The organism is Meiothermus luteus (assembly GCF_003574085.1).
Taxonomy (GTDB): domain Bacteria; phylum Deinococcota; class Deinococci; order Deinococcales; family Thermaceae; genus Meiothermus; species Meiothermus luteus.
Genome location: NZ_QWKZ01000042.1, coordinates 1 through 22,479, shown reverse-complemented (window position 1 = coordinate 22,479; position 22,479 = coordinate 1). Strand labels below are relative to the sequence as shown.

At 63.3% G+C, this 22,479-nt stretch carries 23 protein-coding genes, 1 tRNA gene and 1 pseudogene; 15 read left to right on the top strand and 10 right to left on the bottom strand.

The genetic code is table 11. The features are described 5' to 3' along the window. On the top strand, positions 1–567 hold a 567-nt coding region (locus Mlute_RS07840; protein WP_245958895.1), incomplete at its 5' end, for a magnesium chelatase subunit ChlI family protein. Here Mlute_RS07840 and Mlute_RS07835 read toward each other — a convergent pair. From Mlute_RS07835 to Mlute_RS07815, 5 genes are read right to left on the bottom strand one after another with little or no spacing between them, the layout of a single operon-like run. Beyond that, on the bottom strand, positions 564–2,237 hold the full coding sequence (locus Mlute_RS07835; RefSeq protein ID WP_147371048.1) for a hypothetical protein: 1,674 nt from the start codon (positions 2,235–2,237) through the stop codon (positions 564–566). The genes Mlute_RS07840 and Mlute_RS07835 overlap by 4 nt on opposite strands. Positions 2,238–2,268: 31 nt before the next feature. Continuing rightward, positions 2,269–2,988 (bottom strand): ABC transporter permease, encoded by a 720-nt coding sequence (locus tag Mlute_RS07830; protein ID WP_182482503.1) that lies wholly within the window; start codon positions 2,986–2,988, stop codon positions 2,269–2,271. Next, positions 2,960–3,865 carry an ABC transporter ATP-binding protein gene (locus tag Mlute_RS07825; RefSeq protein ID WP_182482502.1) on the bottom strand — a complete coding sequence of 302 codons (906 nt, stop codon included), beginning with the start codon at positions 3,863–3,865 and terminating at the stop codon, positions 2,960–2,962. Before Mlute_RS07825 ends, Mlute_RS07830 begins: the two co-directional genes overlap by 29 nt. A gap of 31 nt (positions 3,866–3,896) precedes the next feature. Continuing rightward, the gene (locus tag Mlute_RS07820) at positions 3,897–5,117 is read right to left on the bottom strand and encodes a putative peptide maturation dehydrogenase (RefSeq protein ID WP_119360160.1); all 1,221 of its coding nucleotides are present in this window, start codon (positions 5,115–5,117) and stop codon (positions 3,897–3,899) included. A 22-nt stretch (positions 5,118–5,139) separates the two neighbouring features. Further along, positions 5,140–5,469, bottom strand: coding sequence for an NHLP-related RiPP peptide (locus Mlute_RS07815; protein WP_119360159.1), 330 nt, complete (start codon positions 5,467–5,469; stop codon positions 5,140–5,142). A gap of 242 nt (positions 5,470–5,711) precedes the next feature. On the opposite strand from Mlute_RS07815, the pseudogene Mlute_RS07810 reads away from it, so the two are divergent. The 5 genes and pseudogenes from Mlute_RS07810 to hisG all read left to right on the top strand — a co-directional run. Further along, a pseudogene (locus tag Mlute_RS07810) lies at positions 5,712–6,167 on the top strand (magnesium chelatase subunit ChlI family protein); the annotation flags it as partial. Between the two features lie 53 nt (positions 6,168–6,220). Beyond that, complete coding sequence (locus Mlute_RS07805) at positions 6,221–6,742, top strand: response regulator transcription factor (protein WP_119360158.1); 522 nt, start codon at positions 6,221–6,223, stop codon at positions 6,740–6,742. A 317-nt stretch (positions 6,743–7,059) separates the two neighbouring features. After that, the gene (locus tag Mlute_RS07800) at positions 7,060–8,016 is read left to right on the top strand and encodes a class III lanthionine synthetase LanKC N-terminal domain-containing protein (protein ID WP_119360157.1); all 957 of its coding nucleotides are present in this window, start codon (positions 7,060–7,062) and stop codon (positions 8,014–8,016) included. A 433-nt stretch (positions 8,017–8,449) separates the two neighbouring features. Then, positions 8,450–9,997: an ABC transporter transmembrane domain-containing protein gene (locus tag Mlute_RS07790; protein WP_119360155.1), complete on the top strand. Its 1,548-nt coding sequence runs from the start codon at positions 8,450–8,452 to the stop codon at positions 9,995–9,997. A gap of 406 nt (positions 9,998–10,403) precedes the next feature. Then, positions 10,404–11,045: an ATP phosphoribosyltransferase gene (gene hisG / locus Mlute_RS07780; RefSeq protein WP_119360154.1), complete on the top strand. Its 642-nt coding sequence runs from the start codon at positions 10,404–10,406 to the stop codon at positions 11,043–11,045. On the opposite strand, the gene Mlute_RS07775 is transcribed toward hisG, so the two are convergent. Then, positions 11,042–12,010, bottom strand: coding sequence for a quinone oxidoreductase family protein (locus Mlute_RS07775; protein ID WP_119360153.1), 969 nt, complete (start codon positions 12,008–12,010; stop codon positions 11,042–11,044). The two genes, hisG and Mlute_RS07775, sit on opposite strands and share 4 nt — an antisense overlap. Positions 12,011–12,042: 32 nt before the next feature. Here Mlute_RS07775 and trmH point away from each other — a divergent pair, with 32 nt between their 5' ends. Together trmH and Mlute_RS07765 are read left to right on the top strand one after the other, a co-directional pair. Next, on the top strand, positions 12,043–12,669 hold the full coding sequence (gene trmH, locus Mlute_RS07770) for a tRNA (guanosine(18)-2'-O)-methyltransferase TrmH (protein ID WP_119360152.1): 627 nt from the start codon (positions 12,043–12,045) through the stop codon (positions 12,667–12,669). 41 nt (positions 12,670–12,710) lie between these two features. Continuing rightward, positions 12,711–13,883, top strand: coding sequence for a VanW family protein (locus Mlute_RS07765; RefSeq protein ID WP_119360151.1), 1,173 nt, complete (start codon positions 12,711–12,713; stop codon positions 13,881–13,883). A gap of 1 nt (position 13,884) precedes the next feature. Here Mlute_RS07765 and Mlute_RS07760 read toward each other — a convergent pair whose 3' ends face one another. Genes Mlute_RS07760 through Mlute_RS07750 form a run of 3 tightly spaced genes read right to left on the bottom strand, consistent with a single transcriptional unit; the run spans position 13,885 to position 16,894 of the window. After that, complete coding sequence (locus Mlute_RS07760) at positions 13,885–15,111, bottom strand: 2,3-bisphosphoglycerate-independent phosphoglycerate mutase (RefSeq protein ID WP_119360150.1); 1,227 nt, start codon at positions 15,109–15,111, stop codon at positions 13,885–13,887. 38 nt (positions 15,112–15,149) lie between these two features. Further along, positions 15,150–15,968 carry an acetate and sugar kinases/Hsc70/actin family protein gene (locus Mlute_RS07755; RefSeq protein ID WP_119360149.1) on the bottom strand — a complete coding sequence of 273 codons (819 nt, stop codon included), beginning with the start codon at positions 15,966–15,968 and terminating at the stop codon, positions 15,150–15,152. 29 nt (positions 15,969–15,997) lie between these two features. Continuing rightward, positions 15,998–16,894, bottom strand: a complete 897-nt coding sequence (locus Mlute_RS07750; protein WP_119360148.1) for a DMT family transporter — start codon at positions 16,892–16,894, stop codon at positions 15,998–16,000. 138 nt (positions 16,895–17,032) lie between these two features. Between Mlute_RS07750 and Mlute_RS07745 the strand changes: the two genes are divergently transcribed. The 6 genes from Mlute_RS07745 to Mlute_RS15845 all read left to right on the top strand — a co-directional run bounded on the left by Mlute_RS07745 (position 17,033) and on the right by Mlute_RS15845 (position 20,886). Then, entirely contained in the window at positions 17,033–18,160 is a 1,128-nt protein-coding gene (locus Mlute_RS07745; protein ID WP_119360147.1) for a Re/Si-specific NAD(P)(+) transhydrogenase subunit alpha, read from the top strand. Beyond that, positions 18,160–18,453, top strand: coding sequence for an NAD(P) transhydrogenase subunit alpha (locus tag Mlute_RS07740; RefSeq protein ID WP_119360146.1), 294 nt, complete (start codon positions 18,160–18,162; stop codon positions 18,451–18,453). Before Mlute_RS07745 ends, Mlute_RS07740 begins: the two co-directional genes overlap by 1 nt. Positions 18,454–18,483: 30 nt before the next feature. Further along, the gene (locus Mlute_RS07735; protein ID WP_119360145.1) at positions 18,484–19,842 is read left to right on the top strand and encodes an NAD(P)(+) transhydrogenase (Re/Si-specific) subunit beta; all 1,359 of its coding nucleotides are present in this window, start codon (positions 18,484–18,486) and stop codon (positions 19,840–19,842) included. A gap of 117 nt (positions 19,843–19,959) precedes the next feature. After that, a complete protein-coding gene (locus Mlute_RS07730; protein ID WP_119360144.1) occupies positions 19,960–20,340 on the top strand; it encodes a hypothetical protein in 381 nt (126 codons plus the stop codon). Between the two features lie 37 nt (positions 20,341–20,377). Then, positions 20,378–20,453 (top strand) — tRNA-Ala (locus Mlute_RS07725). Positions 20,454–20,700: 247 nt separating this feature from the next. After that, positions 20,701–20,886 carry a hypothetical protein gene (locus tag Mlute_RS15845; protein ID WP_119360143.1) on the top strand — a complete coding sequence of 62 codons (186 nt, stop codon included), beginning with the start codon at positions 20,701–20,703 and terminating at the stop codon, positions 20,884–20,886. Between the two features lie 49 nt (positions 20,887–20,935). Here Mlute_RS15845 and Mlute_RS07715 read toward each other — a convergent pair whose 3' ends face one another. Then, positions 20,936–21,502, bottom strand: coding sequence for a thioredoxin family protein (locus Mlute_RS07715; RefSeq protein WP_119360142.1), 567 nt, complete (start codon positions 21,500–21,502; stop codon positions 20,936–20,938). A 102-nt stretch (positions 21,503–21,604) separates the two neighbouring features. Here Mlute_RS07715 and Mlute_RS07710 point away from each other — a divergent pair. After that, positions 21,605–22,479: bifunctional UDP-N-acetylglucosamine diphosphorylase/glucosamine-1-phosphate N-acetyltransferase GlmU (locus Mlute_RS07710; RefSeq protein WP_147371047.1), on the top strand; the 875-nt coding region annotated here is incomplete at its 3' end.

Genomic DNA, 22,479 nt, shown 5'->3' with positions numbered 1-22,479 from the left:
GCTCCTCCACCAATAAAGCCCGTAGCTCCACCTTCAACCCTGGCCCCGGCTTCTTGCGGGGAACAAGATAGCACAGATTACCCTGAATACCCCGATTGCACTCCACACGCCTGCCCCTGCGGCTGGTTCGGCGACCCGGAGCGAAGCTGCGCCTGTACCCCCACCCAGCGCCTGCGCTATGTGAACCGCATCAGCGGACCCCTGCTCGACCGCTTCGACCTGGTGGTGGAGGTGCCCCGCCTGACCCCGCAGGAGTTGTCTCGAGCCCCCGAGGGCGAGTCCACTGCCGTGGTGCGGGAGCGGGTGCTGGTAGCCCGGGAAAGGATGCAAGCCCGCCAGGGCAAACTGAACAGCGAGCTCTTGGGCCGCGAGTTGCGGCGACACACGACGCTTTCTCCCTCTTCCGAGGCCCTCTTGCAAGCTGCTACCCAGCGCTTAGCCCTGACTGCCCGCTCCTACGACCGCATCCTGCGGGTAGCCAGGACGATTGCCGACCTGGCGGGCTCGGAGCGCATTGGGGAAGCCCATCTGGCCGAGGCGCTGACGTACCGGCGGAGCCTGGCCTAGTCATAGGCGAGAAAGCGCTTTAGCCTCGCCTTCAACAGGGCTTGGCGAGGATCGTCATTCGGCAAGCGTTCCAAGGCCATCTGCCACAGTTCGGGATCGTTTTCCTGGAAGGCCAGCTCGTATATCTGCCCGGGGGTACCCTGGCTGGCTAGAGTGGTCTTGATCAGGCTCCAGAGCTCCTCCCTTAATTCCACCGCACCGGGAGCCTCGGAGCCGGGTAGGAATGGGCCTCCATACAACGCTAAAGCCCCAGCCAAGTCCCCCTGTAAAAGTCGCTCCCGCACGTCAATAAAATCGGCCCAAACTGTACAATTGAGCTGATAGGGCCGGCTCAAAAGAGGGATTTTACGCCGCAAGCGCTGCATCTCGGTACGGACTGTTTCTGCTTTACCCCCTTCACCCCATACCCAGAGGGCTAGCCCTTCCGCGCTGAGGCCGTTGGGATGAAGAGCCAGGGCTGCGACAATCTCCTGCTGCCTTGGGCTAAGGCTAACCTTAGCAGAACCAAGCCAGGCTGTAGGGATAGCTAGAAAGTGTAGACGCAAATGGGGCGTAGGTTGTAACAGAGCAAAAACCCCATCAAAGAACTGAGCAGGCCCGGCCAAGAAAGCGCGGCCTGAGGGGCTTAGACCCTCGAGCGCCCACCAAGCGTCCCGGAGGATAGCCTGCGCTTTGCTCTTCAAGCCCAAGCGTAGATAAGCCTGGGCCAGGTACAGGGCAGCCATAGCCGAGCGGGGAGCGTTGCGCCGCACCACAAGCCGCTTGAGCAGGCTGTATAGAGGCCCCGCTGCTTCCGACGGAGCGGTTAGCGCTACCGGAAGCAGGTATGCCAGCTCGCCCCAGTCACGAAAAGAGTCTAGGGTACCCTCAGCCAAAGTGCGGGCTTTTCGGCCCGTGTGCAAGGCATCCTCAAGTTGTCCTAGCTCCAGCAAGGCCCGTACTTTTCGAGCCAGGAGGGGGAGGATCAGACTCCGCTCGGAGAGGCGCTTGTGTAAGCTTTGGTACGTTTCCAGCGCAGCCTCGGGCTCTCCCAAGGCCAGCCAGAAATCTCCCCGGGCAACCAGGGCCTCGGGTTGGCTCAGCTCCAGCGGGGGCAGGGATAAAAGCCGCCCTCCCAAGGTTTGGGCATAACCTCGGGCCATGTACAGGTTGTTCTGTATCCCTGGGTGCCTCATGCCAATAGCCTTGGCTAGGTTCAGGCCCCACTGGGCCCAAGCCTCCGCTTGGCCATAAGCCCCCAGCAACACCTGGAGTTGCGCCAGCATCGCGGCGGCTTGCACAGCACGGTGGGGTTGCCCTGCCGCCTCAGCGGAGCGGAGTGCTTCCTTGTACCAAGCCTCGGCTTCCTGGGTGCTACGCAAGGCCACGGCGGTGCCCAAGGCCAAAGCGGTAAGGACACCGGGCTGCTGCCGGTAGGCCCGCTGAGCCATTTCCAGCGCCTCCTGGAGCCGGCCACGCTGCCAGAGAAGCTGGCTTTTCAGGGCCAGAAACTCCGGGTGCGGGTTATCGGTGTTGAAAAGCTGGGCCAACAAAGATTCGTCTGGCAGCTCGAGGGCGAACTCCAGGGCATAACGAGCGCAAAGCCCGCCTGGTGAACGTTGGAGCCGCCGCAGACACCAGGCCAGCCCCTCCCTATGCCGTCCAGCAGCCCAAACCGCCTCCAAGTCCACATGAACATGGTAGCCCTCCGGTGAGTAAAGGCTATAGAGGGCGGGAAAGGCGCCAGGCTGCCAAGACAAGCCCCAGCCCACCCCAAACCAGCAATGTAAGCAGGGGAAGCAGGGACCATCCCTCTCCAGCAAGCGTCTGTTGGATTAGTATTGACAAACTCTGCAACGGCAGCCAGGGCGTGATGGCCGCTGCCCAATCGGGCAACATCCCGCGCTGGGCAGCGGCTGAGAGTAGAAACAGGGGGAATAGGGTGAGGTTCGCTAGGTAGGAAGCCGCGGCTGCGGTTTTCGCCAAACTACCCACCACCAGCCCCCAACCCCCTAGGGCGATAAACCCGGCCAGAAGCCCCGGCAATAGCCCCATCGCCTTGCCCACTGCGAGCGGCAGACCCAGCGCGGTTACCCCCACCCCCAGCGTCAACCCCACCGCAAGAGCTCCCAAGACCCCCGCAGCCAGCGCCCGAGCGGTGATGTGGGCGAACATGGGAAGGGGGGTGCTACGGATACGCTTGAGCAACCCCTCCTCCCGCGCTGCCGCGATGCCCATCGCCAGACCCGCATAGCCTGCCATAGCCAGAGCCAGCGCGGCCACGAAGGCCGCAGCAGTAAGCACGTTCGTCCCCTGCCAACTCCAGAAGAAAAGCACTAAAATCGGAAAGGCGAAGGTAAAGAAGACGGCTGCTCGGTCGCGCAGGTAGATGCGGGCCTGCCAAAGGGTTTCCCTAGCCAGCAGGGGTAGCGTCCTGAACACGTACACCTCCTCGCACCAGGGCCAAGTAAGCTTCCTCTAAGGTGGGGCTCCGCACCTGTAGATCAGCCAAATCGAGGCCGCTCTCTCTCAGGGCCAGGAGGTCTTCCTCTGGCCTCAGGCTGTTCAAAGTAAATCTCTCGCCATCGGCAACGGCCCGTGAGGCTAAGCTAGGGGGAAGGTGCTCCCCGAACTTGCGGAAACTGATACGGTGGGGCAGGCCAGAGCGAGCGATCATGGTCTGGGGCGGCCCGTCGAATAAGAGTTCTCCATCCTTTAGCAGCAGCACCCGCTGCCCCAGCCGCTCGGCCTCCTCCAAGGAGTGGGTCGTGAGAATAAACGTCATCCCGTTCTGGGCCAAACCTGCGAGCAGCCCCCAGATGCGTTGGCGGGCCTCCGGGTCAAGTCCGGTGGTAGGCTCATCTAGGAAGACCAGGCGGGGTCGTCCCACCAACGCTACCGCCAGCTCCAAGCGCCGCCGCTCGCCGCCGCTCAGGTGCCGTACCCTGCGGTTTTGCCTTTCCGCTAGGCCGAGCCCCTCCAGGAGCTGTACGGGGGGAATGGGGCTCGGGTAGTAACCCCCGAAGAGCTCCAGAGTTTCCCGCACAGAAAGCTCTGGGTACAAGCCCGGCTTGTCCTGGAAAACAAAGCCCATGTACCGCCGCTCCCTGGGCGAAAGCCTCGTGGACTCCACCCCAAAAACCCAAGCCCTTCCCGAGGAGGGTTGAAGGAAACCACCCAGGATCTCTAGGGTTGTGGTCTTGCCCGAACCGTTCGGCCCTAAAACCACGGCCCGTTCGCCCGGCTCCAATCGAAAGGAAACGCCCCGCAAGGCGTGTACAGAGCCGTACCGCTTCTCGAGCGAGGCGGCTTCGACCATCGCAGAACCCTTCGGGGGGTCACTTACCGATCTATGTTCGGTCTCCAGAACACCCACCCCAAACCCCCTTGGTAGCAAGCGGAGCGAACTCTGGCTTCGCCTCAGGGTGCTTGATCCCAAGTGCAAACATGGCCATAACACCTTGCTGGGCACCATCTAACTCTAGATCCTGTTCAATATCGGAGGCATTTACGGCTGCGGTAAAAAAGCCCCCAAGTCCAAAATACGTGGTGAGTAAGTACAACGTTTGGCCCAAATGGCCTATATCCATTGCCATAACCAGATAGGTTCTCTCGTTCCTCCGATACTTCCAATGGTTTCGGTAAAAGCGTGCAGCCAGAATGATAGCCGCTCCAACATCTCGTGCGTAAGGCTGGCCCGCAGCGTAATCAACTGCCTTTATAGAGGCTTCTTCTTCAGATAATTCCCTTATTAATTCCAAAGTATGCTTTTCGGCATTGTAGTGGTAAAGCCCTGGTTGCAGCCCTTCAACCCTGCGTACCAGCAAATAGGCTTCTGTGGGATGCAACCCCCCACCCGACGGGCTAGTCTTGTGGACAACGGTATACACCGATTCGGCGATACCCTGCGGCGCAAAGGCGTAGTGAAGAATCGTAGATATTTTTTCCAGAGGTAAGGCTGATTTGCGCTCAAAGCGACGTGTGGAGCAACGCATCTGGAGCGTCAACAAAAACTCGGAATCCTCACTCTGGCTCGGCGGTGGAAGAGGAAGTCTGGCCAACGTGCCGGGATGACTCCAGAATGGGGAGGGAGAAGGCTCGAGTTTACGCCAGGAGTCTATACCCTTTGCCATGCTTTGCATGGCAAAAGCGTATGGGTCTTTTTCTTCCCAACTGATATCGGGAAAAAGCTTTACGCCTTTCCACTTAGCCAGGAAGTGAAAGACCGCACTTCGACAATGCCAAAGTTCTTGATCAAGAACCTCTTCCCTTTTGCGATGAGCGCAAGCCCAGTCCTCCTGTAAATCGGTAAGCAGCAGACCCGATTTAGCCCAACAAATCAGCCTCGCTTCTTCCAAGGGATCCACTTCACTCCACAAGTGGGACGACAAATTGAATAGACTACTAAATTCTTCTGGCGTAAGCAAAATCTCTGCCTCGGAAAGAGCCGAGGTAGCAATTATCTTTATCTCATGCCGCAATTCAACCTTGCCCTGGAATAAATGAACCAGGTCTGGGATAATGCCCTCACCAATGAAGTAGGCCACATATTTTGAACGCTTGACCCTCATCGTGTCTGAGACCGCAATCCGATCAGTTCATTTCCTTCTCTTCACCGGTCTCAGCCAGAAAGACAAATACCCAGGCAGCCCACGCAGACCAAGACCCCCAGCCCTCAAACTTCACTACGTCGGTCGTGTGCTCCAGGGCAAAGTCATAGCTCTGTAGGGCGCGTCGTACCTCGTCCTTCGAGGGAAGAGTAATCGGTAAAGAGTGGGCGACCACCGGGGTGCTGTCCCCCAGAACGTTCAAGTAAGCACGGGCTATTCCTGGATTCCGTTGAAAATCCTGTCTAAACTTATCGTCTTCTGCAAGAAGGGTTAAAAACCTCCGGACATTCTGTATCCTTTGCATGTTTTCCATACAGCATCAACCTCCACTAAAAACTTAGCATTCAATCCCTAACATCTACGTAGCTTTTTGGGAATTTTATAACTACCTACTCACCCCGTACTTCCTCGCCAGGCTGCGGGCGCTGGCTCCGGTTCGGCGGTGCTCCTCCACCAATAAAGCCCGTAGCTCCACCTTCAACCCTGGCCCCGGCTTCTTGCGGGGAACAAGATAGCACAGATTACCCTGAATACCCCGATTGCACTCCACACGCCTGCCCCTGCGGCTGGTACGGCGACCCCGAAAGGCCCTGTGGCTGCACCCCCAGCCAGCGCCTGCGCTATGTGAACCGCATCAGCGGCCCCCTGCTCGACCGCTTTGATTTGGTGGTGGAAGTCCCCCAGCTGACTCCAGCCGAACTCGCCCGAGCCCCCGAGGGGGAGTCTACCGCGGTGGTGCGGGAACGGGTGCTGGCCGCGCGGGAGCGGATGCAGTCCCGCCAGGGCAAACTGAACAGCGAGCTCTTGGGCCGCGAGTTGCGGCGACACACGACGCTTTCTCCCTCTTCCGAGGCCCTCTTGCAGACTGCTACCCAGCGCCTAGCCCTCACCGCCCGCTCCTACGACCGCATCCTGCGGGTGGCCAGGACGATTGCCGACCTGGCGGGCTCGGAGCGCATTGGGGAAGCCCATCTGGCCGAGGCGCTGACGTACCGGCGGAGTCTGGGGTGAGGGCTCAACCTAAACAGGCCTCCCCGCTTTGACTCTACTAGAATGGGCACAGCGTGACCTGCCATAGCGGCGTCGAGACCGTACGGCTCCACGGCCTGACCCTTCTGAAGTCCGCTTCGCTTTCCCGCCCTGTCCACCTGGTGCTGGATGCACCCTGGGGCTTCGCCTTGTGGGGCCTAGTTCAGCTCCCCCGGCCCTGCCTCATCGTGACCCAGTGCCCCTCTCCCCACTACCTGCGCGACCTGATGGACTTACAGCCGGAGGGGATCCTAGCCACCTCCGCAGACCCGGAGGATGTCCTCCAGGGTCTGCGAGCCGTCGCCCAGCATCAGCCCTTCCACAAACTCCCGCCCCTGGAACCGGACAGCCTGACCGTCCGCGAGCGGCAGGTGATGCGCCACGTGGCGCTGGGGCTGTGCGATGACGAGATCGCCCGGAGGCTGGGCGTGTCTAAGCGAACGGTATACAACTGGGTGTTCAGCCTACAGGAAAAGCTGGGCCTGGAGAACCGGGTGGAGCTGGCGCTGTACTACTTAGGACTGCTCCCCCACTGCCGGGGGTGGCGCGGGGTGTGAGTTTTTACTAGCCGGGATATGAGTTTCTAACTTGAATCCAAAATCCCGTGGCTCTACCTTTAGAAGCGACCCCCAGGAGTACGGTCGGAAAGGAGGAAACACGATGAGGGTTCTCAGCCTACAGAGGATGGCCACCCGGCAGGATCCAAACTACATCGCAGGGAGTTGGACGAGCAGCTTCAGCGCCTGTTGTGTGAGGCCAGTGTAACCTGAGCTTCCAGAACAGCTGCGCCGGCATACCCCGGCGCAGCTGGGCTGACGGGCCAGCCCTCGGGCAGAGCGGCACTCCAGGAGCAGGGAACCACGAGGTCAGAGCGATGAGGGATGAGCGTTGGGTAGACCGATTCCTGTACGTTTGGGACGATAGCCTGTTCTACGAGGCTCTGGACACGTACTACCAACCTCAGGGTAGGGGCTTTGCCGACGTGTTGACCGGGGAGGCGCGCGAGCGGGCGGTCCGGGAGGGCATCTGGTGGGCAGTCTATTACGACGACGGGGCGGCGCTGCCGGAGCAGGGGTGGAAGATTCATGTCAGCGCCCACCCCGGCAACGCCGAGCGGGTACTGGCCAAGGCGGCGAGCTTATTCGAAGAGCAGCAGGTGGCGTTCAAGTTCGCGCTGGACCACAACGTGCTCGAGTGGCTCAACTCCAAGGCCATGGCTCGCGGCAGCTCAGGCAAGTTCATCACCGCCTATCCCGCCTCGGTGCGGCTGTTTCGTGAGGTGATCCAGAGCCTAGCTGAAAGGCTCACGGGTGAGGCGGGCGCCTACATTCTCTCCGACCTGCGCTACAAGGACTCGCAAACGGTGTACTTCCGCTACGGCGCCTTCCGCCAGCGGTACATTGTAGACGAGCTAGGTCGCCGGATTCCAGCAATCGCTACACCCACACTGAAGCTGGTTCCCGACCGGCGCGAGCCGTATTTCGCCCCTCCCCCTTGGGTGGATTGGCCCTTCGACGACTGGACCCCCCCGGAGGAGGACACGCCTCCGATACTCAACGGCCGCTACGAGGTATTGGAGGCGCTCAGCTTCTCTAACAGTGGAGGGGTCTACTTGGCACGGGACTGGCGCACCGGGCGACGGGTGGTAATCAAAGAGGCCCGGCCCTACACCAACTTTGACGCCCTGGGGTCTTACGACACGAAAACGCTCCTGCGCCGTGAGTGGAAGATCCTGCAACGGCTCGACGGCACTGGCATAGCTCCCCGCCCTATGAGGCTGCGCTACGCTTCGACCTTTCCCGGGCCGAGCGAACAGGGCCCGGCATGGTGAGCTTCCGCCATAAAGGCACCCTCGAGCCCTACGTCGAGGTTGGAAACGCGGGGGTGGCCAAGGTGCTGCTGCGCTACGGGTGGCTTGAGCAGGCCCGGCCAGTGCTTAACGAGCTTAGCCGCACTCCCGGGCTACCTGTTTGGTTTGGCTGGGGTCATCGATACCCTCCTCGACGCCTACCTGTTCACCAGGGAACCCACCTACCTCACGCGGCTGGAGCAACAACCGGAGGGGCTACGCACCCTCTACCTCTTTGTACCGCGCACAAGCGCCCTACCCCAGGGGCGAACCCTGGAGGGGCTGGCCGTTCCCGGTGAGGGGCTGCTGCGGGTCTCCTGCGACTTCGCGACCGGTTGCGCCGGGGTTCTGCGGGCGCTGCACCGGGTGGCGAGCCCCGGCCCCGCTGACTTTATGCTGGACGAGGTGACATCCAATGAAGGCGTTATGGCTCCTCTTGGAGGGGCGCAGGGGCGAGTTCCTGCGCCTGCTGGCGGTTAGCAGCCTGGTGAGCGCGGCCGAGGCCCTGCTCCACCCGTTGATGCTCAAGTGGCTCTTTGAAGAGGCGGTGGTCACGCAAGACTTCCGGCGCTTCTGGCTCCTGGGGCTCGCCTACCTCGCCGCGGGGCTGGGCCTGATTGCCCTGTTCTGGGCCGTCTCGCTCTGGCAGAAGGCCTTCGTCAACCGGGTGGTGCTCGAGGTGGAGGGGCGGCTGCTGAAAAAGGTCCTCCACCTCGACTGGCGGGACTTCAGCCGCGAGGGGGCCGGGGCCTTTGTAAGCCGGGTTCACCAGGATGTCCTCGAGGGGCTAGCCCCCGCGGTTTCCCTCCTGGTCGCCGTGGCCCGCCAGGCCTTGGCGGCCCTGACCTTCCTGGGGGTGCTGCTGTACCTTTCGTGGCAGGCTACCCTGGCCCTGGCGATACTGGTTCCGCCACTGCTGTGGGTTGCGCAGCGGGTCGGGACGAGGGTTCGTCGGGCCGCCGAGAACGAGCGGGAAGCGGAGGCTCGCTACCTCGAGGTTCTCTCCCAGTCGCTCAAGGCCTTCCGGGCCCTGCGGGGCATACCCCGCCTTGTCCCCCCGACCCTGGCCACCAACCAGGAGGCCCTGGGCGCTTACCTCGATGGCACCTACCGCAGCCAACGGCTGGTGCAGGCCCAGCAGTCCTGGAGCGACGTGTTCATGAATCTGGCCAACACGCTGGCGCTGGTCGTGGGGGGCTACTTCGTCCTGTCCCGCGCGCTGAGCTTCGGCGGTTACCTAGCCTTCGTCAACGCCTTCTGGCGGGCGGTGGACAACACCTTTTCCCTGCTGCGCAGGGCGCCCGAGTTCCACCGCCACGCGCAGGTCCTCGAGCGCGTCCACGGGCTGCTCTCCTCCGCGCCTGCTCCCTACGTGCGGACGGCCGCCGAAGCCTGGCTTCAAGGGGTGCGGGTGGCCTACGCGGGCGGGGCCTTGCTGGAACTGCCGCGGCTACAAATCCGCCCGGGTGAGCGCCTGCTCCTTGTGGGTTCCAATGGCACGGGTAAGACCACCCTACTGCACGTGCTGGCGGGGTATTTAGCCCCCCAAGAGGGCGAGGTGGAGCTGCCCGGGCGGGTGGCCGCGCTTACGGCCCCTCCCGAACTGCCGCCCCTGACGGTACGCGAGCTGGTCCCCGACGCCGGGCTCCGCCGGGAGCTGGGGCTGGAGGGCCTGGAGGATCACCGCCCGGAGGCCCTGTCCTCGGGGCAGCGCCAGAAGGCCGCCATCGGGGCGCTGCTGTGCCAGGAGGCCGATCTCTACCTCCTGGACGAGCCCCTGGCCAACCTAGACACCCAGAGCCGCGAGGGGGTGCTCGATCTCATCCTACGCCGAACCGCGGGAAAAGCCTTGGTGGTGGTGCTGCACGGGGACGAGGCGCTGCACAGGCGCTTCGACCGGGTGGTGGAGCTGGCGGGCCCCCGGGTGCTGACTCCTGGGAGCGACCATTCAGCGGGCAATTAGGCAGCCCCGCCCGCACTCTAGCTGCCGCGACTGTCGTTGACCCATCCCGAGGCTTACCTAGAAGCTGGTAAGAACCTATTCGAAACGAAGGGGGACAGTTATGTTTAGAGCATGAAGCGTAGACCGCCGCCTATGCCCTGACCAGTCTGCGGGCATCCACCACAAGCGGGACACGGTGTTGGGAGAGGACGCCTCGCGCAGCCGCAAGGGGGCGGCGGGACTGATGTACTTACGGGATGTGATCCTGAGCCTCTTGCATCGCAAAAAGTGGCCCGTGTTGCGCTCGGTCAGGAGGTTCTCGGCTAATCCTCAACCCCTGCTCAAGCTAATTCGAGGGTCGTGATAAAAGCCTGAGATTCTATACCAGCTTTCACCGGCAAGGGGGCGCTGTGATATAAGAGCAGGGATGATTCGCGGACGCTACACCCTGGTGGTGGCCCTGCCCAAGGGGCGCAACTTCACCGACGGCTACAAGGCCCTCCTCGAGGCCGGGCTGGATCTGCCCCCCTTGGGCGAGGGGCGAGCCCTGCTCCACGGCCGGGAGGGAGGCGTGGCGCTTCTGGAGCTGCGCAACCACGACGTGCCCACCTACGTAGACCTGGGCATTGCCGACGTGGGGGTGGTGGGCAAGGACGTCCTCTTGGAGTCCGGACGAGACGTGTATGAGCCGGTAGACCTGGGCACGGGGGCCTGCCGGCTCTCTCTCATCCGCCATCCTAAAGCCAGCGGCCCCCTTCGGCGCATCGCCACCAAGTACCCCCGGTTTACCGCCCAGGTCCTGCGCGAGCGCGGCTGGGTGGCCGATGTGATCCCGCTTTCTGGGAATGTGGAACTGGCTGCACTGACCGGCCTGGCCGACGCGGTGGTGGACGTGGTGCAGACCGGAGCTACCCTACGGGCCGCGGGGCTGGCGGAGCTGGAGGTACTGGCCCATTCCACCGCGCGCTTCATCGTCAACCGCCAAGCCCTAAAGCTGAAGCGCGAACTGCTTCGCCCCCTGATTGAGCGTCTGCGGGCCAATGCTCAAAGGCGCCCTGATGGGGCCTAAGGATACAGCAGAATCTTGCCCACGCTCCTGCGGCTCTCCATGAGAGCGTGGGCCTGGCTGGCCTCGCTCAGGTGGAACCGGGCCCCAACCTGAAGCCGAACCCTCCCTTGCCGCAGCAAGGAGAACACCGCCTCCACGCTGGGCCTGAGCCGCTCCGGGCGGCTCCTGCGGTAGTGCCCGCTGCTGTAGCCCACCACGGCCTTGGTCTGGCGGTGCAGCGGCCGGGTCTCAAAGCGGCCAGGCTGGCCGCTGGCATGGCCAAAGACCACAAGCCGGCCAAAGGGGGCCAAGCAGCGCAGGCCTTCCTCAAAAACCTGGCCCGCTACCGAGTCTAAGATCAGGTCCACCCCGTTTTGGTCGGTAAGCTCAAGCACCCGTTCGGCCAAGCCCTCGTAGGTCAGAACTGCGTCGGCCCCCAGCCCACGCACAAATTCCGCCTTTTCCATCCGGCTCACCGCGCCAAAGACCAAACCCGCGCCCAGGGCCTTGGCCATCTGCACCGCGGTGCTGCCCACCCCACCGGCAGCGGCCTGGACCAAGACCCGTTCCCCTGGCTCCATCCGCCCCGCCCAGACCAAGGCGTTGTAGGCGGTGACCAGCACAGTAAGACCGGCCACCGCTTCATCGGGCAAGTCGGGGGGCACCGGGTAGGTGAGCACCGCCTTGGCGAGCACCTTCTCTGCGTACGAGCCCCCGGCGGCAAACGCGGCCACCCGCTGCCCCACCTGAAGCCCATCCACCCCCTCGCCCAACGCCTCCACGGTCCCCACCACATCCAGGCCTGGGATAAAAGGAGGGGCAGCCCCAGCCTCGTACCCCCCTCGGCGGGCCAGCACATCGGCGAAGTTGAGGCTGGTAAGGGTGGTGCGGATGAGCACCTCCCCCGCCTTGGGGCTAGGGTCGGGCACCTCTTGGTAGCGGAGCTTCTCAGGCGGGCCGTTTTCCTCAACCAAAACCGCTTTCATGGGACCATTTTGACACGGTAGAATCTCCAGAGGTGACGCCTGAACGACTGGCCCGGATGCGCGCGGTGCTGGACAAGCGCCAGCCCGACCTCACGGTGCTGATGGAGCGGGTCCACAAACCCCACAACTTCTCAGCCATTCTGCGCTCCTGCGACGCAGTGGGGGTGCTGGAGGCCCACGCCGTCCCGCCCAAGCACGGCCTGCCCGAGGTGGAGGAAGGGCTTCAGCTCGAGGGGAAAACCCACCTCGAGACCTCCGGCTCAGCGGTCAAATGGGTTGCCCTCAGGGTCCACGAGGACACCCTCTCCGCCCTCACCCACCTAAAAGCCCAGGGCTTCCAGGTACTCGCCGCCCATCTCTCCGAACAGGCTGTGGACTACCGCGAGGCCGACTACACCCGGCCCACCTGCATCCTGCTGGGCACCGAGAAGTGGGGGGTCTCCCCCGAGGCCGCGGCCCTGTCCGACGGTCACGTTCGGATTCCCATGCTGGGCATGGTGCAGAGCCTGAACGTCTCGGTAGCGGCGGCGGTAATCCTCTTTGAGGCCCAGCGCCAGCGCCTGCGGGCCGGGTTCTACGATCAGGTGCGCCTTGCCCCCGAGCAGTACGAGGCGGTGCTCCAGGAATGGATAGCCCGGCACGAGCGGGGCCGGGGTTAGGCGTCACAGGCCTAAGGGGGCTGGGGGCTTAGACTGGGGGTATGCGCCTGGCCGCCCTAGCCATCCTAGGCTGGATCTCTACGGCCCTGGCCGGCCCCGATGGCCTCTACTACGCCCTGGAAAACCGCATTGAAAAAGGGGAAATCCTCACCTTAGGCACCCACCAGCGCATCAAGATTGGAGGGGTGGGGCAGCTCGAGGAGCTGCTGACCCGCGCTGCCCGCCCAGCCCAAGAGGCCCGCTGGGTCTACGAGCCCGCCCTAAAAGACTGGGTGCTGGTAGACCAGGTGGGTCACCGCTTTAACCTGGCCGAGGCTAAAAGGCGCTACCAGGAGGCCCTAAAGCAAAAGCGGGAGGAATTTGAGCTGCCCGTGGTCTACCTCCTGCATCCCCAGGGAACCACCTACTACTACCGCTTAGGCGTTCGCCAGCTTCTGGCCGAGGCCACCACATCTTTCACCGGCTCCTCCTACGAGCGCAGCTACAACATCCGGCTTGGGGCCCGCCGCTTGAATGGGGTACTGGTGCCTCCCAGGGTGGTCTTCTCCTTTGCCCAGGCGGTAGGAGAGGTTTCCGAGCGCACCGGTTTCAAAAAGGCCTTCGTAATCTCCGGTGAGCAGACCCTAGAAGGTGTAGGCGGGGGCATATGCCAGGTTTCCACCACCCTTTTCCGCTCAGCCTACTTTGCGGGTCTGCCCATCACACAACGCCGCCCCCACAGCTACCAGGTGCGCTACTACCAGCCCACCGGGTTGGACGCGGCGGTGTTCTTGCCCCACCTCGACCTAAAGTTCAAAAACGATACCCCCGGCCACCTGCTCATCCAAAGCAGCGTGAGCAAGGACCGCCTCACTTTCCGCATCTTCGGCACCAAGGACCGCAGCGTGAGCTGGAGTGGCCCAGTGTACCTGAGCCGCACCCCAGCCCTGCCGCCCCGCTACATCGCCACCCCTGATCTGCCGCCCCAGCGCTTTGTCCAGGTAGACTGGGCTGCCGAAGGGGCCACCGTGCAGGTTCACCGCACCATCCGCTTTAGCGATGGCCGGGTGGTCCAGGACACCCTATCCAGCACCTACCGACCTTGGGGCGCGGTCTGGCTGGTCGGGGAAGGAACCCGGCTCAAGTCGGGGCGGCTCATCACCGCCGAGACCGACGATGCCCCCGATGGCCACACCTATCGCCTACCCACCCAGACCGCCGCAGGCAACCGGTAGCTCAAGCCCCATACTTCTGCAGTTTCCCTGCATGGGCCAACAGCAAGGGCATCAGCTCCACCCCGCGCAGGTGCCCCAGGCTGCCCCGGGCCGCCTCATCCTCGGTGAAGCGCTGGGTAGGGTCGTTGCGCAGCCAGGGGGCCCGGAGCAAAAGGGGCACCGGATGCCAGGAGTGGGCCCTGAGGGCCGAAGGGGTGGAGTGGTCTCCGGTGATGGCCAGCACCTCGGGTTTTAGGGCCAGGAGTTCGGGCAGCAGCCGGTCAAAGGCTTCTATCTTCTTCACCTTTTCCGCAAAGTTCCCGTCTTCTCCGGCAGCATCGGTCTTCTTGAAGTGTAAGTAGAAGAAGTCAAAGCGGTCCCAGCTCTCCCGCAGTGCCTTCAGTTTGCCCTCCAGGGCGTCCTCTACCCCTTCTACAGGCAGCACCTCCATCCCCACCAGGCTGGCCAGCCCCTTGTACATAGGGTAGCTGGCGATGCAGGCCGGCCTGAGCTGGTACACCTCGGACATCTGGGGAAAGCGGGGCTTGAGGGAAACCCCCCGGAAAAGTGCCCCGTTAATCCTCGGCTCATCGGAGAGGACCGCTCGGATGCGCTCGGCCAGGAGGTTGAGCACCCGGGCGGTGCGCTGGCTTTGGGCATCGGCCGCCTTGGCCTGGGCCAACGCAGGGGCCACGCCCGTCTTCTGGGGATCGGTATCGGTGACCTGCTCGCCCAGACCCTCCCCCCGCAGAACCACCACGAAGCGGTGCTCGGACTCGGTGTAAAAGCTTACCCGCACACCCTCGAGCTCCTGTATAGCCGACCCCAGCTTGCCCACCACCCGGGCGTTTTCCTCGTTGCTGGGGCGGCCCGCTCGGCGGTCCACCACCCGGCCGCTTTCGTCCAGGGTGGCGAAGTTGCCCCGCACCGCCACATCGCCATCCTTGAAGTCGGCCCCTATGCCGATGGCCGAAAGAGCCCCCCGCCCCACCAAGTAGCGAAAGGGGTCGTAGCCAAAAAGCGCCAGGTGGCCCGGCCCTGAGCCGGGAGCAAGGCCAGGGTAGACCGGGGTGAGAAGCCCCAGCGCGCTCTCCCTGGCCAGCTCGTCTAGGTTGGGGGTATGGGCCGCAGCCAACTCGGTGGGGCCGCCAGGCCCCTGGGGCAGCCCACCTACACCATCCAGCACGACCAGGAGAATCTTGGAGGGGGTCTTTTGGGCCAGCTCAGCGATAATCTGGAGCATGTCCATGGGCCCCATTCTATAAAAGGAGCTCGACGAACAGGGGGCTACCCCAGGCTGCACAAGACCGCGCCGTAGGCTGTGGCAAGGCCCGCTTTGGGGGGAATAAGGGGCCTGGGTTCCACCCGGTAGAAGTACCAGACCCTCTCCAAAGCGGCCCGGACAGGGGCCAGGTCGGTCAGGTGGCCCACCAGCACAATCTGGGAAAGGCCAGCGGCCCTCGCCGCATTGAGGGAGATCACGGCGATTACCTGGCCCACCAGGGTCACCAGCCCCGCAGCCAGGTCCTCAGGGCGAGGAGGGGCTTCCCGCACCAGGCGGCCTAGGTTGACCGCGGTGGCATCAGGGGGGAGGTGGCCTATGCCACCCCCAATCACGTCTAGAAGGGTGGCGTCCACCCGGCCAGGGTCGCCCTTCTCGGCCAGACGGGCCACCTCCAAGGGGTCGGCGGTGCCCAACAGCAGCCGGGAGAGTCCGAGCAGCGTGCCTCCGCCCACCGCCGAACCGGTGAAGTGCTGGGCAGTAGCACCTCGAGCCGCGATCATGGCGGTTCCAGTTCCCGCGGAGACCACCAAGGCCTCGGAAAGCCCTGCTAGGGCCAGGCCGCCCCGGCCCACCGCCAGGGCCTCCCCGACCTTCTCCAGCTGCAGCCCCTCGAGGTCGTCGGGCAGACGGCGGGAAAGACCCCCGGTACAGGCGATGAGCTCCAGTTGCGCAGGCTTCAACCCCAAAGTTTCCAGCACCTGATGAAGAGCCTCGAGGCTGGCCGGGCCGGTTTGCAGGGTCTTTTCAGCGACGATTCGCTGGCCCTCTACCAAAACTGCATCGGTGTTGGTCAGCCCAAAGTCCACCCCCAGCCGCAGCATCGGGCCCAGCATAACCCAAAACGGCTGCCTCACCCCCGGTTCCCCCAGATGGCCAGCCCTACCCCCAGCAGCAGCAATAACCCTCCCCACACCACCTGAACCGAGGGCACCTCGGCAAAGATGAGCAGGGCCAACAGGCTGGCCCCCACAGGCTCCAGCAGGGTCACCAGGCTCACCAGCACAGGGTGGACCCGGCGCATGGCCCAGTTCAGGCTGGTATGGCCCACGAGCTGGGGGAAAAGCGCCATCAGGGCAATCCAGAGGTAGGTGAGGGGCGGGTAACCCAGGTAGCCTGCCCCCAACAGGGGGGGCAAGGGCAGCAACAAAAGGGCCGCTATGGTGTAGGCCACGGCGATATAGACCCCGATGCCCATTCCCCGCCGCTGGGCCTCGCGGCCCAGGAGCAGGTACACCGCCGCTGCCAAGGCTCCACACAAGGCCAACAGGTTGCCCAGCAAGGGGTCTTTGGCTGGGCCGCCGCCCAGATCGGCCAGCCCCACCACCGCTGCTCCTCCCAGGGCTATCCCGATGGCCACGAGGGTCAAGCGGCTGGGGGGCAGCCCAAGCCACCACCAGGAAAACAGGGCCATCCAAACCGGAGTGGAGGTAACCAGCACCGTACTGGCCGCAATGCTGGTAAGGCCCAAAGAGGTGATCCAAGTAGCGAAGTGAAGGGCGAGAAAAAAACCTGCCCCCAAGGCATAGGGCCAGGGATTCTGACGGACCCTCATGGCCCGCAGGCCCCACCAGGCCGGCAGCAGGAGCAGGCTGGCCACGGCCATCCGCAAGGCGCTCATCACCAGGCTAAAGGCCAGACCACTCTCCCCCACGCTTTGGCTGGCCAAGCGCACGAAGATGGAACCGAAAGAGATGGCGACCACACCAGCCGAAAGCACCGCCACCACCGTGAGGGCTTTTGTCTGCATAGCGCGATTATAACCGAGCTGAGCACGCATACTTATAAGGGCGAGGGCCCGTTTTTTGCATAGGCCTGGTATACTGCCGCTTGTGTCCCAACGGGGAACCCCTTGGGCTGGGGCCTGAGGGCTGAGTGTGGAGGTGGAATGGTTCAGATTGCAGTCCCCAAGGAGACCGCACCCGGCGAGCGCCGGGTGGCTCTGACCCCAGAGGTGGTAGGTCGGCTGGTCAAAGAGGGTGTAGGGGTGCGCCTGGAAACCGGGGCAGGGGCTGCCGCTCACTTCTCCGACGAGGCCTACTGGAAGGCGGGGGCCGAAGTGGTGCACCGCGAGCAGCTTTTCTCTGGGGCCCAGGTGGTCTTCACCGTGCAGCCCCTTCCAACCCCGGAGCTGGCGCGGCTCGAGACCGGCACCATCCTGGTGGGTCTAATGTACCCGCACCGCGACCCAGAACGGGTCAGGACCATGGCCACCGGCAACCTAACCGCCCTGGCCATGGAGCTTATCCCCCGCATCACCCGGGCCCAGAGCATGGACGTGCTCTCCTCCCAGGCCACGGTGGCAGGGTATGTGGCCGCCCTAATCGCCGCCCGCGAAAGCAGCCGCTTTTTCCCCATGCTCACCACCGCCGCCGGCACCATCCGCCCGGCCAAGGTGATGGTGATGGGAGTAGGGGTGGCTGGCTTGCAAGCCATCGCCACAGCGCGCCGCCTAGGGGCCAACGTCTGGGCCTACGACGTGCGCAAGGCAGCCGCCGAACAGGCCTTGTCGCTGGGGGCCAAGGTGATTGAACTGCCCATCAGCGCCGAGGGCGAGGGGGGCTATGCCCGCGAGCTCACCGAGGAGGAAAAGAAAATTCAGCACGAGGCCCTGGCCAAGGAGGTGGGGGGTATGGACGCGGTGATCACCACCGCCCAGGTGCCAGGCCGCAGGGCCCCTGTGCTCATCACCGCCGACATGGTGGAGCGGATGAGCCCGGGCTCGGTGGTGGTAGACCTGGCGGCCGAATCAGGGGGCAACTGCGAGCTAACCCGCCCTGGGGAAACTGTGGAGATAAACGGGGTTAAGGTGGTGGGACCTTTGAACCTGCCCAGCGCGCTCTCGGTACACGCCAGCGAGATGTACGCCAAAAACCTCTACAACCTCTCCAAGCTCCTTATCAAAGAGGGAAGGCTCGAGCCCGACTGGAGCGACGAAATTCTAGCCGGGGCCCTTTTGACCCACCAAGGCCAGATTGCCCATGCGCCCACCCGGGCGCTTCTAGGAGGTTCATGATGGACGCAACCTGGGCTGCGCTCTACATCTTCTTGTTGGCGGCTTTTACTGGGTATGAGGTCATCAGCCGGGTACCGGTCATCCTGCATACCCCCTTGATGTCCGGCTCCAACTTCATTCACGGCATCGTGGTGGTGGGGGCCATGGTGGTGCTGGGCCACGCTGAAACCCCGCTCGAGCAGGCCATCGGCTTCTTCGGCGTGGTCCTAGGGGCAGCCAACGCCGCCGGAGGCTACGCGGTGACTGAGCGCATGCTGGAGATGTTTGAGCGAAAGCCGAAAGGGGGTCAGTAGCCGGCAACCGGTGGCGGGTTGCTCCTAGCTATGGAAAACTTCGTCCAGCTCATCTACTTCGTCACTGCTTTGCTCTTCATCCTCGGCCTCAAGCGCATGTCCTCGCCCAACACCGCCCGCAGTGGGGTGGTCTGGGCAGGAGTGGCCATGGTGGCGGCCACGGCGGTGACCTTTCTCCTACCGGACATGCGCAACCAGGGCCTGATGCTCCTAGCCATCGTCATCGGCACGGTGGTGGCCTGGATTGCCGCCAAGCGGGTGCAGATGACCGATATGCCCCAGATGGTGGCCATCTACAACGGCATGGGGGGCGGCGCAGCGGGGGCCATCGCCGCCGTAGAGCTTTTGCGGGGAGAGTTCGGCGAGGCCCAGGGACTGAAGCTGCTGGCCATCCTGGGGGCCCTTATCGGCTCGGTTTCCTTCACCGGTAGCCTCATCGCTTTTGCCAAACTCCAGGGCCTGATGTCCAGCCAGCCCATCCAGTTCCCCTCCCAGCAGGCCGTGAACGCAGGGGTGGGCATCGCCGCGCTCCTGCTGGCCTTGGTGGTCCTCCTGACCAACCCAGGACCGATGGTGCTCCTCTTCTTCTTGCTGGCCCTAGCCTTCGGGGTGCTGATGACCCTGCCGATTGGGGGTGGGGACATGCCGGTGGTCATCTCCCTCTACAACGCCTTCACAGGCCTTGCGGTAGGCTTTGAGGGGTTCGCCATCGGCAACGCAGCCCTAATCGTGGCAGGCACGGTGGTGGGGGCTGCAGGCACCCTGCTCACCTTCTTGATGGCCAAGGCTATGAACCGGAGCCTCTGGAGCGTCCTGGTGGGGGGCTTTGGGGTAGAGCAGGACTCCGGCGAGGTCAAAGGCAGCCTCAAGCCGATCGACCTGGAGGACGCTGCGGTGATGCTGGCCTACGCTTCCAAAGTGATCTTTGTGCCCGGTTATGGCATGGCCGTGGCCCAGGCCCAGCACAAGCTGAGGGAGCTGGCCGACCTGCTCGAGTCCAAGGGGGTAGAGGTCAAGTTCGCCATCCACCCGGTGGCCGGCCGGATGCCCGGGCACATGAACGTGCTTCTGGCCGAAGCGGGGGTAGCCTACGAGAAGCTCTTTGACCTGGAGGACATCAACCCCGAGTTTCCCCAAGCCGACGTGGCGGTGGTCATCGGGGCCAACGACGTGGTCAACCCGGCGGCCAGGCGCAAGGGCTCTCCCCTCTACGGTATGCCCATCCTAGAGGTAGACAAGGCCAAAAACGCCATCGTTATCAAGCGCGGCCAGGGTAAAGGGTTCGCTGGGGTAGAAAACGAGCTCTTCTACGCCGAGAACACCCGGATGCTCTACGGCGACGCGCAAAGCGTCCTGGGCCAGCTTGTGCAAGCCTTGAAAAGGCTCTAAATCCCTGCGCCTCGGGCGGCCTCGCTGCAACCAGAATCCCGCAAGGCTGGGCCGCCTTTACCTCAACTTTAGAGGATTCACATTTCCACCCCACCCACAGGGGATAAGGTAGAAGGCATGGTGCGTCAAGCTCTTCTCGCCTTGGCCGGGCTGGCCCTAGTATCGCTTTCCTGGGCGCAGATTCGCGTTACGGTGGAGACCCCGCCCCCACCCGTCCTGGTCATCAGCGCCGACCTGCGGGTTTCTTTGGTACCGGGGCTGGTGGTGGTTGAAAGAGTAGCCGAGCCCCAGGGAATCCTGGTGGTGTACCGGGGCAACCGCATCGCCCAGGTCTACGAGCACCATCACCGCGACCTGACCAACCGGGGTTGGACAAGGGTAAAGCACCAGGCAAGCCCGGGGCGCTACAAATCAGAGTACCGGCGCGGCAAGGCCAAGGCCCGGCTCGAGGTGCAAGAGCGCCGGGGCCGGCTAGAGGTGCGCATCAAGGAAGGCTAGACAGGCGGCGAATTCCCGGCTAGACTGTCCAGTGCCTGGGGCCGTGGCGCAGTTGGGAGCGCGCTTGAATCGCACTCAAGAGGTCGGGGGTTCGAGTCCCCTCGGCTCCACCAGTTCCCCCGGAAACCCACCCCGGGGGTTTTTTATTTTTATCGAGGCCACGGAGCTACCTAATACCGGTATACCCAGGCTGATCGCTACACAGCCTCTTGGATCTTTTTTGTGTAGAAAGAGAAACAGTACAAACTCATTGGTGTAGACTATATGGTATACCTATATTCTTAGGTGTAGAAATCCGTAGCAAAAATCCACTCACAAAAACACCACTTCGGCTACCCTGGGGACACAGGGAGGTTAACCGTGGAAAGCACCCTTACCGCCACCCGCCCAACCCTGGAACCGCTCTCGTGCCCTTCACAGCAGCCGGTCCGCCTGGTGCTCAACCGCCCCCAGCCCAAGTGCACGGTTAGGGTGCTTTGGGAGTGTTTCCGTATAGGCAAGGCCTGGGGCGAGGCGATGGAAACCTACGGGCTCCAACAGGACTAAACGCGGGAGGCAGGGGCAGCCTCACCGCCCTTTTCTTTTCATCTCTAGTCTAGCCAACGCTCACGGTCGGCTCGTTGCCTGGCTTCCACTTGATGGTGCAACCAATAGCCTCGGCTTGGACCACGGGGGGTTCTTTCCCTTGGGAAAGGGCTTCTAGCACCGCGTCCAAGGTGTGGTCGGTGACCCCGGCGGGGTTTTTAGGCTGGTCGTTGACCCGCCCCCGGTAGCGCAGCTTACGCTCCGCGTCGAAGACGAACACTTCCGGGGTACGCAGGGCCTTGTAGGCTTTGGCTGTAGCCTGGCTTTCATCCAGCAGGTAGGGAAAAGGAATCCCGTGCTCCTGGGCAAAGGCCCGCATGCCCTCTGGAGAATCCTCGGGGTAGCGGGTGTAGTCGTTGGGGTTGATGCCCACAAAGGCCGCCTTGCCGGCGTACTTCCTTGCGAGTTGTACCACTTCGGCGATGGAGCCCTTTACATAAGGGCAGTGATTGCACATGAAAACCACCACCAAAAGAGGTTCTTTGAAGTCAGACAGCCTACAGGGGCGACCCTCCAGGTCAGGCAGCTCGGCGTCAATAAGGGAAGAGCCCAGAGGAAGCTGGTCGTACTGGAGCATGGGTCTATGCTAGCGAATTCGCCCCCCGTTATCCAAGTCCCCCACCTATAAGGGTTCTGTTTAGGCCACCCGCTCCCTGCTTTCCGAATAAAATCAAGGGGTATGGCGCACGCTGTGGTGATCCTCGCCGCGGGTCTGGGCACCCGGATGAAGTCCAAGCTGCCCAAGGTGCTACACCCCCTCCTGGGCCGACCATTGGTCGGCTATTGCATTGAAACCGCGTTCAAAAGCGGGGCCGAGCGGGTGGTGGTGGTGGTGGGCCACGGGGCCGCACAGGTACGCCAAGCCTTCGCAGACCAGCCCGGCCTCACCTTTGTAGAGCAAAAGGAGCAGCTTGGCACCGCCCACGCCCTGGCCCAGGCTGAAAGCGTGCTGGCTGGCTTTCCAGGGCCCATCGTGGTCACCCAAGGAGACACCCCCCTCACCCGTGTGGAAACCCTAAAGGGGCTGGTGGAGGTCTTGAGGCGGGAACGGGCCGGGATGGCTTTGCTGACCATGAGGCTGGCTGACCCCACCGGCTACGGCCGAATCGTGCGGGACGAAAAGGGAGAAATTCTGCGCAACGTAGAGCAAAAAGACGCCACCCCCGAGGAACAGGCCATTCAGGAAATCAATCCCGGGGTCTACTGCTTTGACGGCAGCCTCTGGGAAAAGCTCAAGCGGGTGGACAACCGCAACGCCGCCAACGAGTACTACTTGCCTGACCTGATCCGTATCTACCGAGAGGCCGGGGAGAAGGTGGCCTCGGTGGAGTCCAAGGACCCCGACGAGCTGCTCGGGATCAACTCTCGCGCCCAGCTCGCCCAGGTGGAAAGGGTTCTGCTCGAGCGCCTGCGGGCCTACTGGATGGCCCAGGGGGTGCGGATGGTTCTTCCGGAGAGCATCTACCTCGAGCCCAGCGTGGAGCTGGCCCCGGACGTAACCCTCTGGCCAGGGGTGGTCCTAAGGGGCCAAACCCGGCTGGGGGAGGGGGTGGA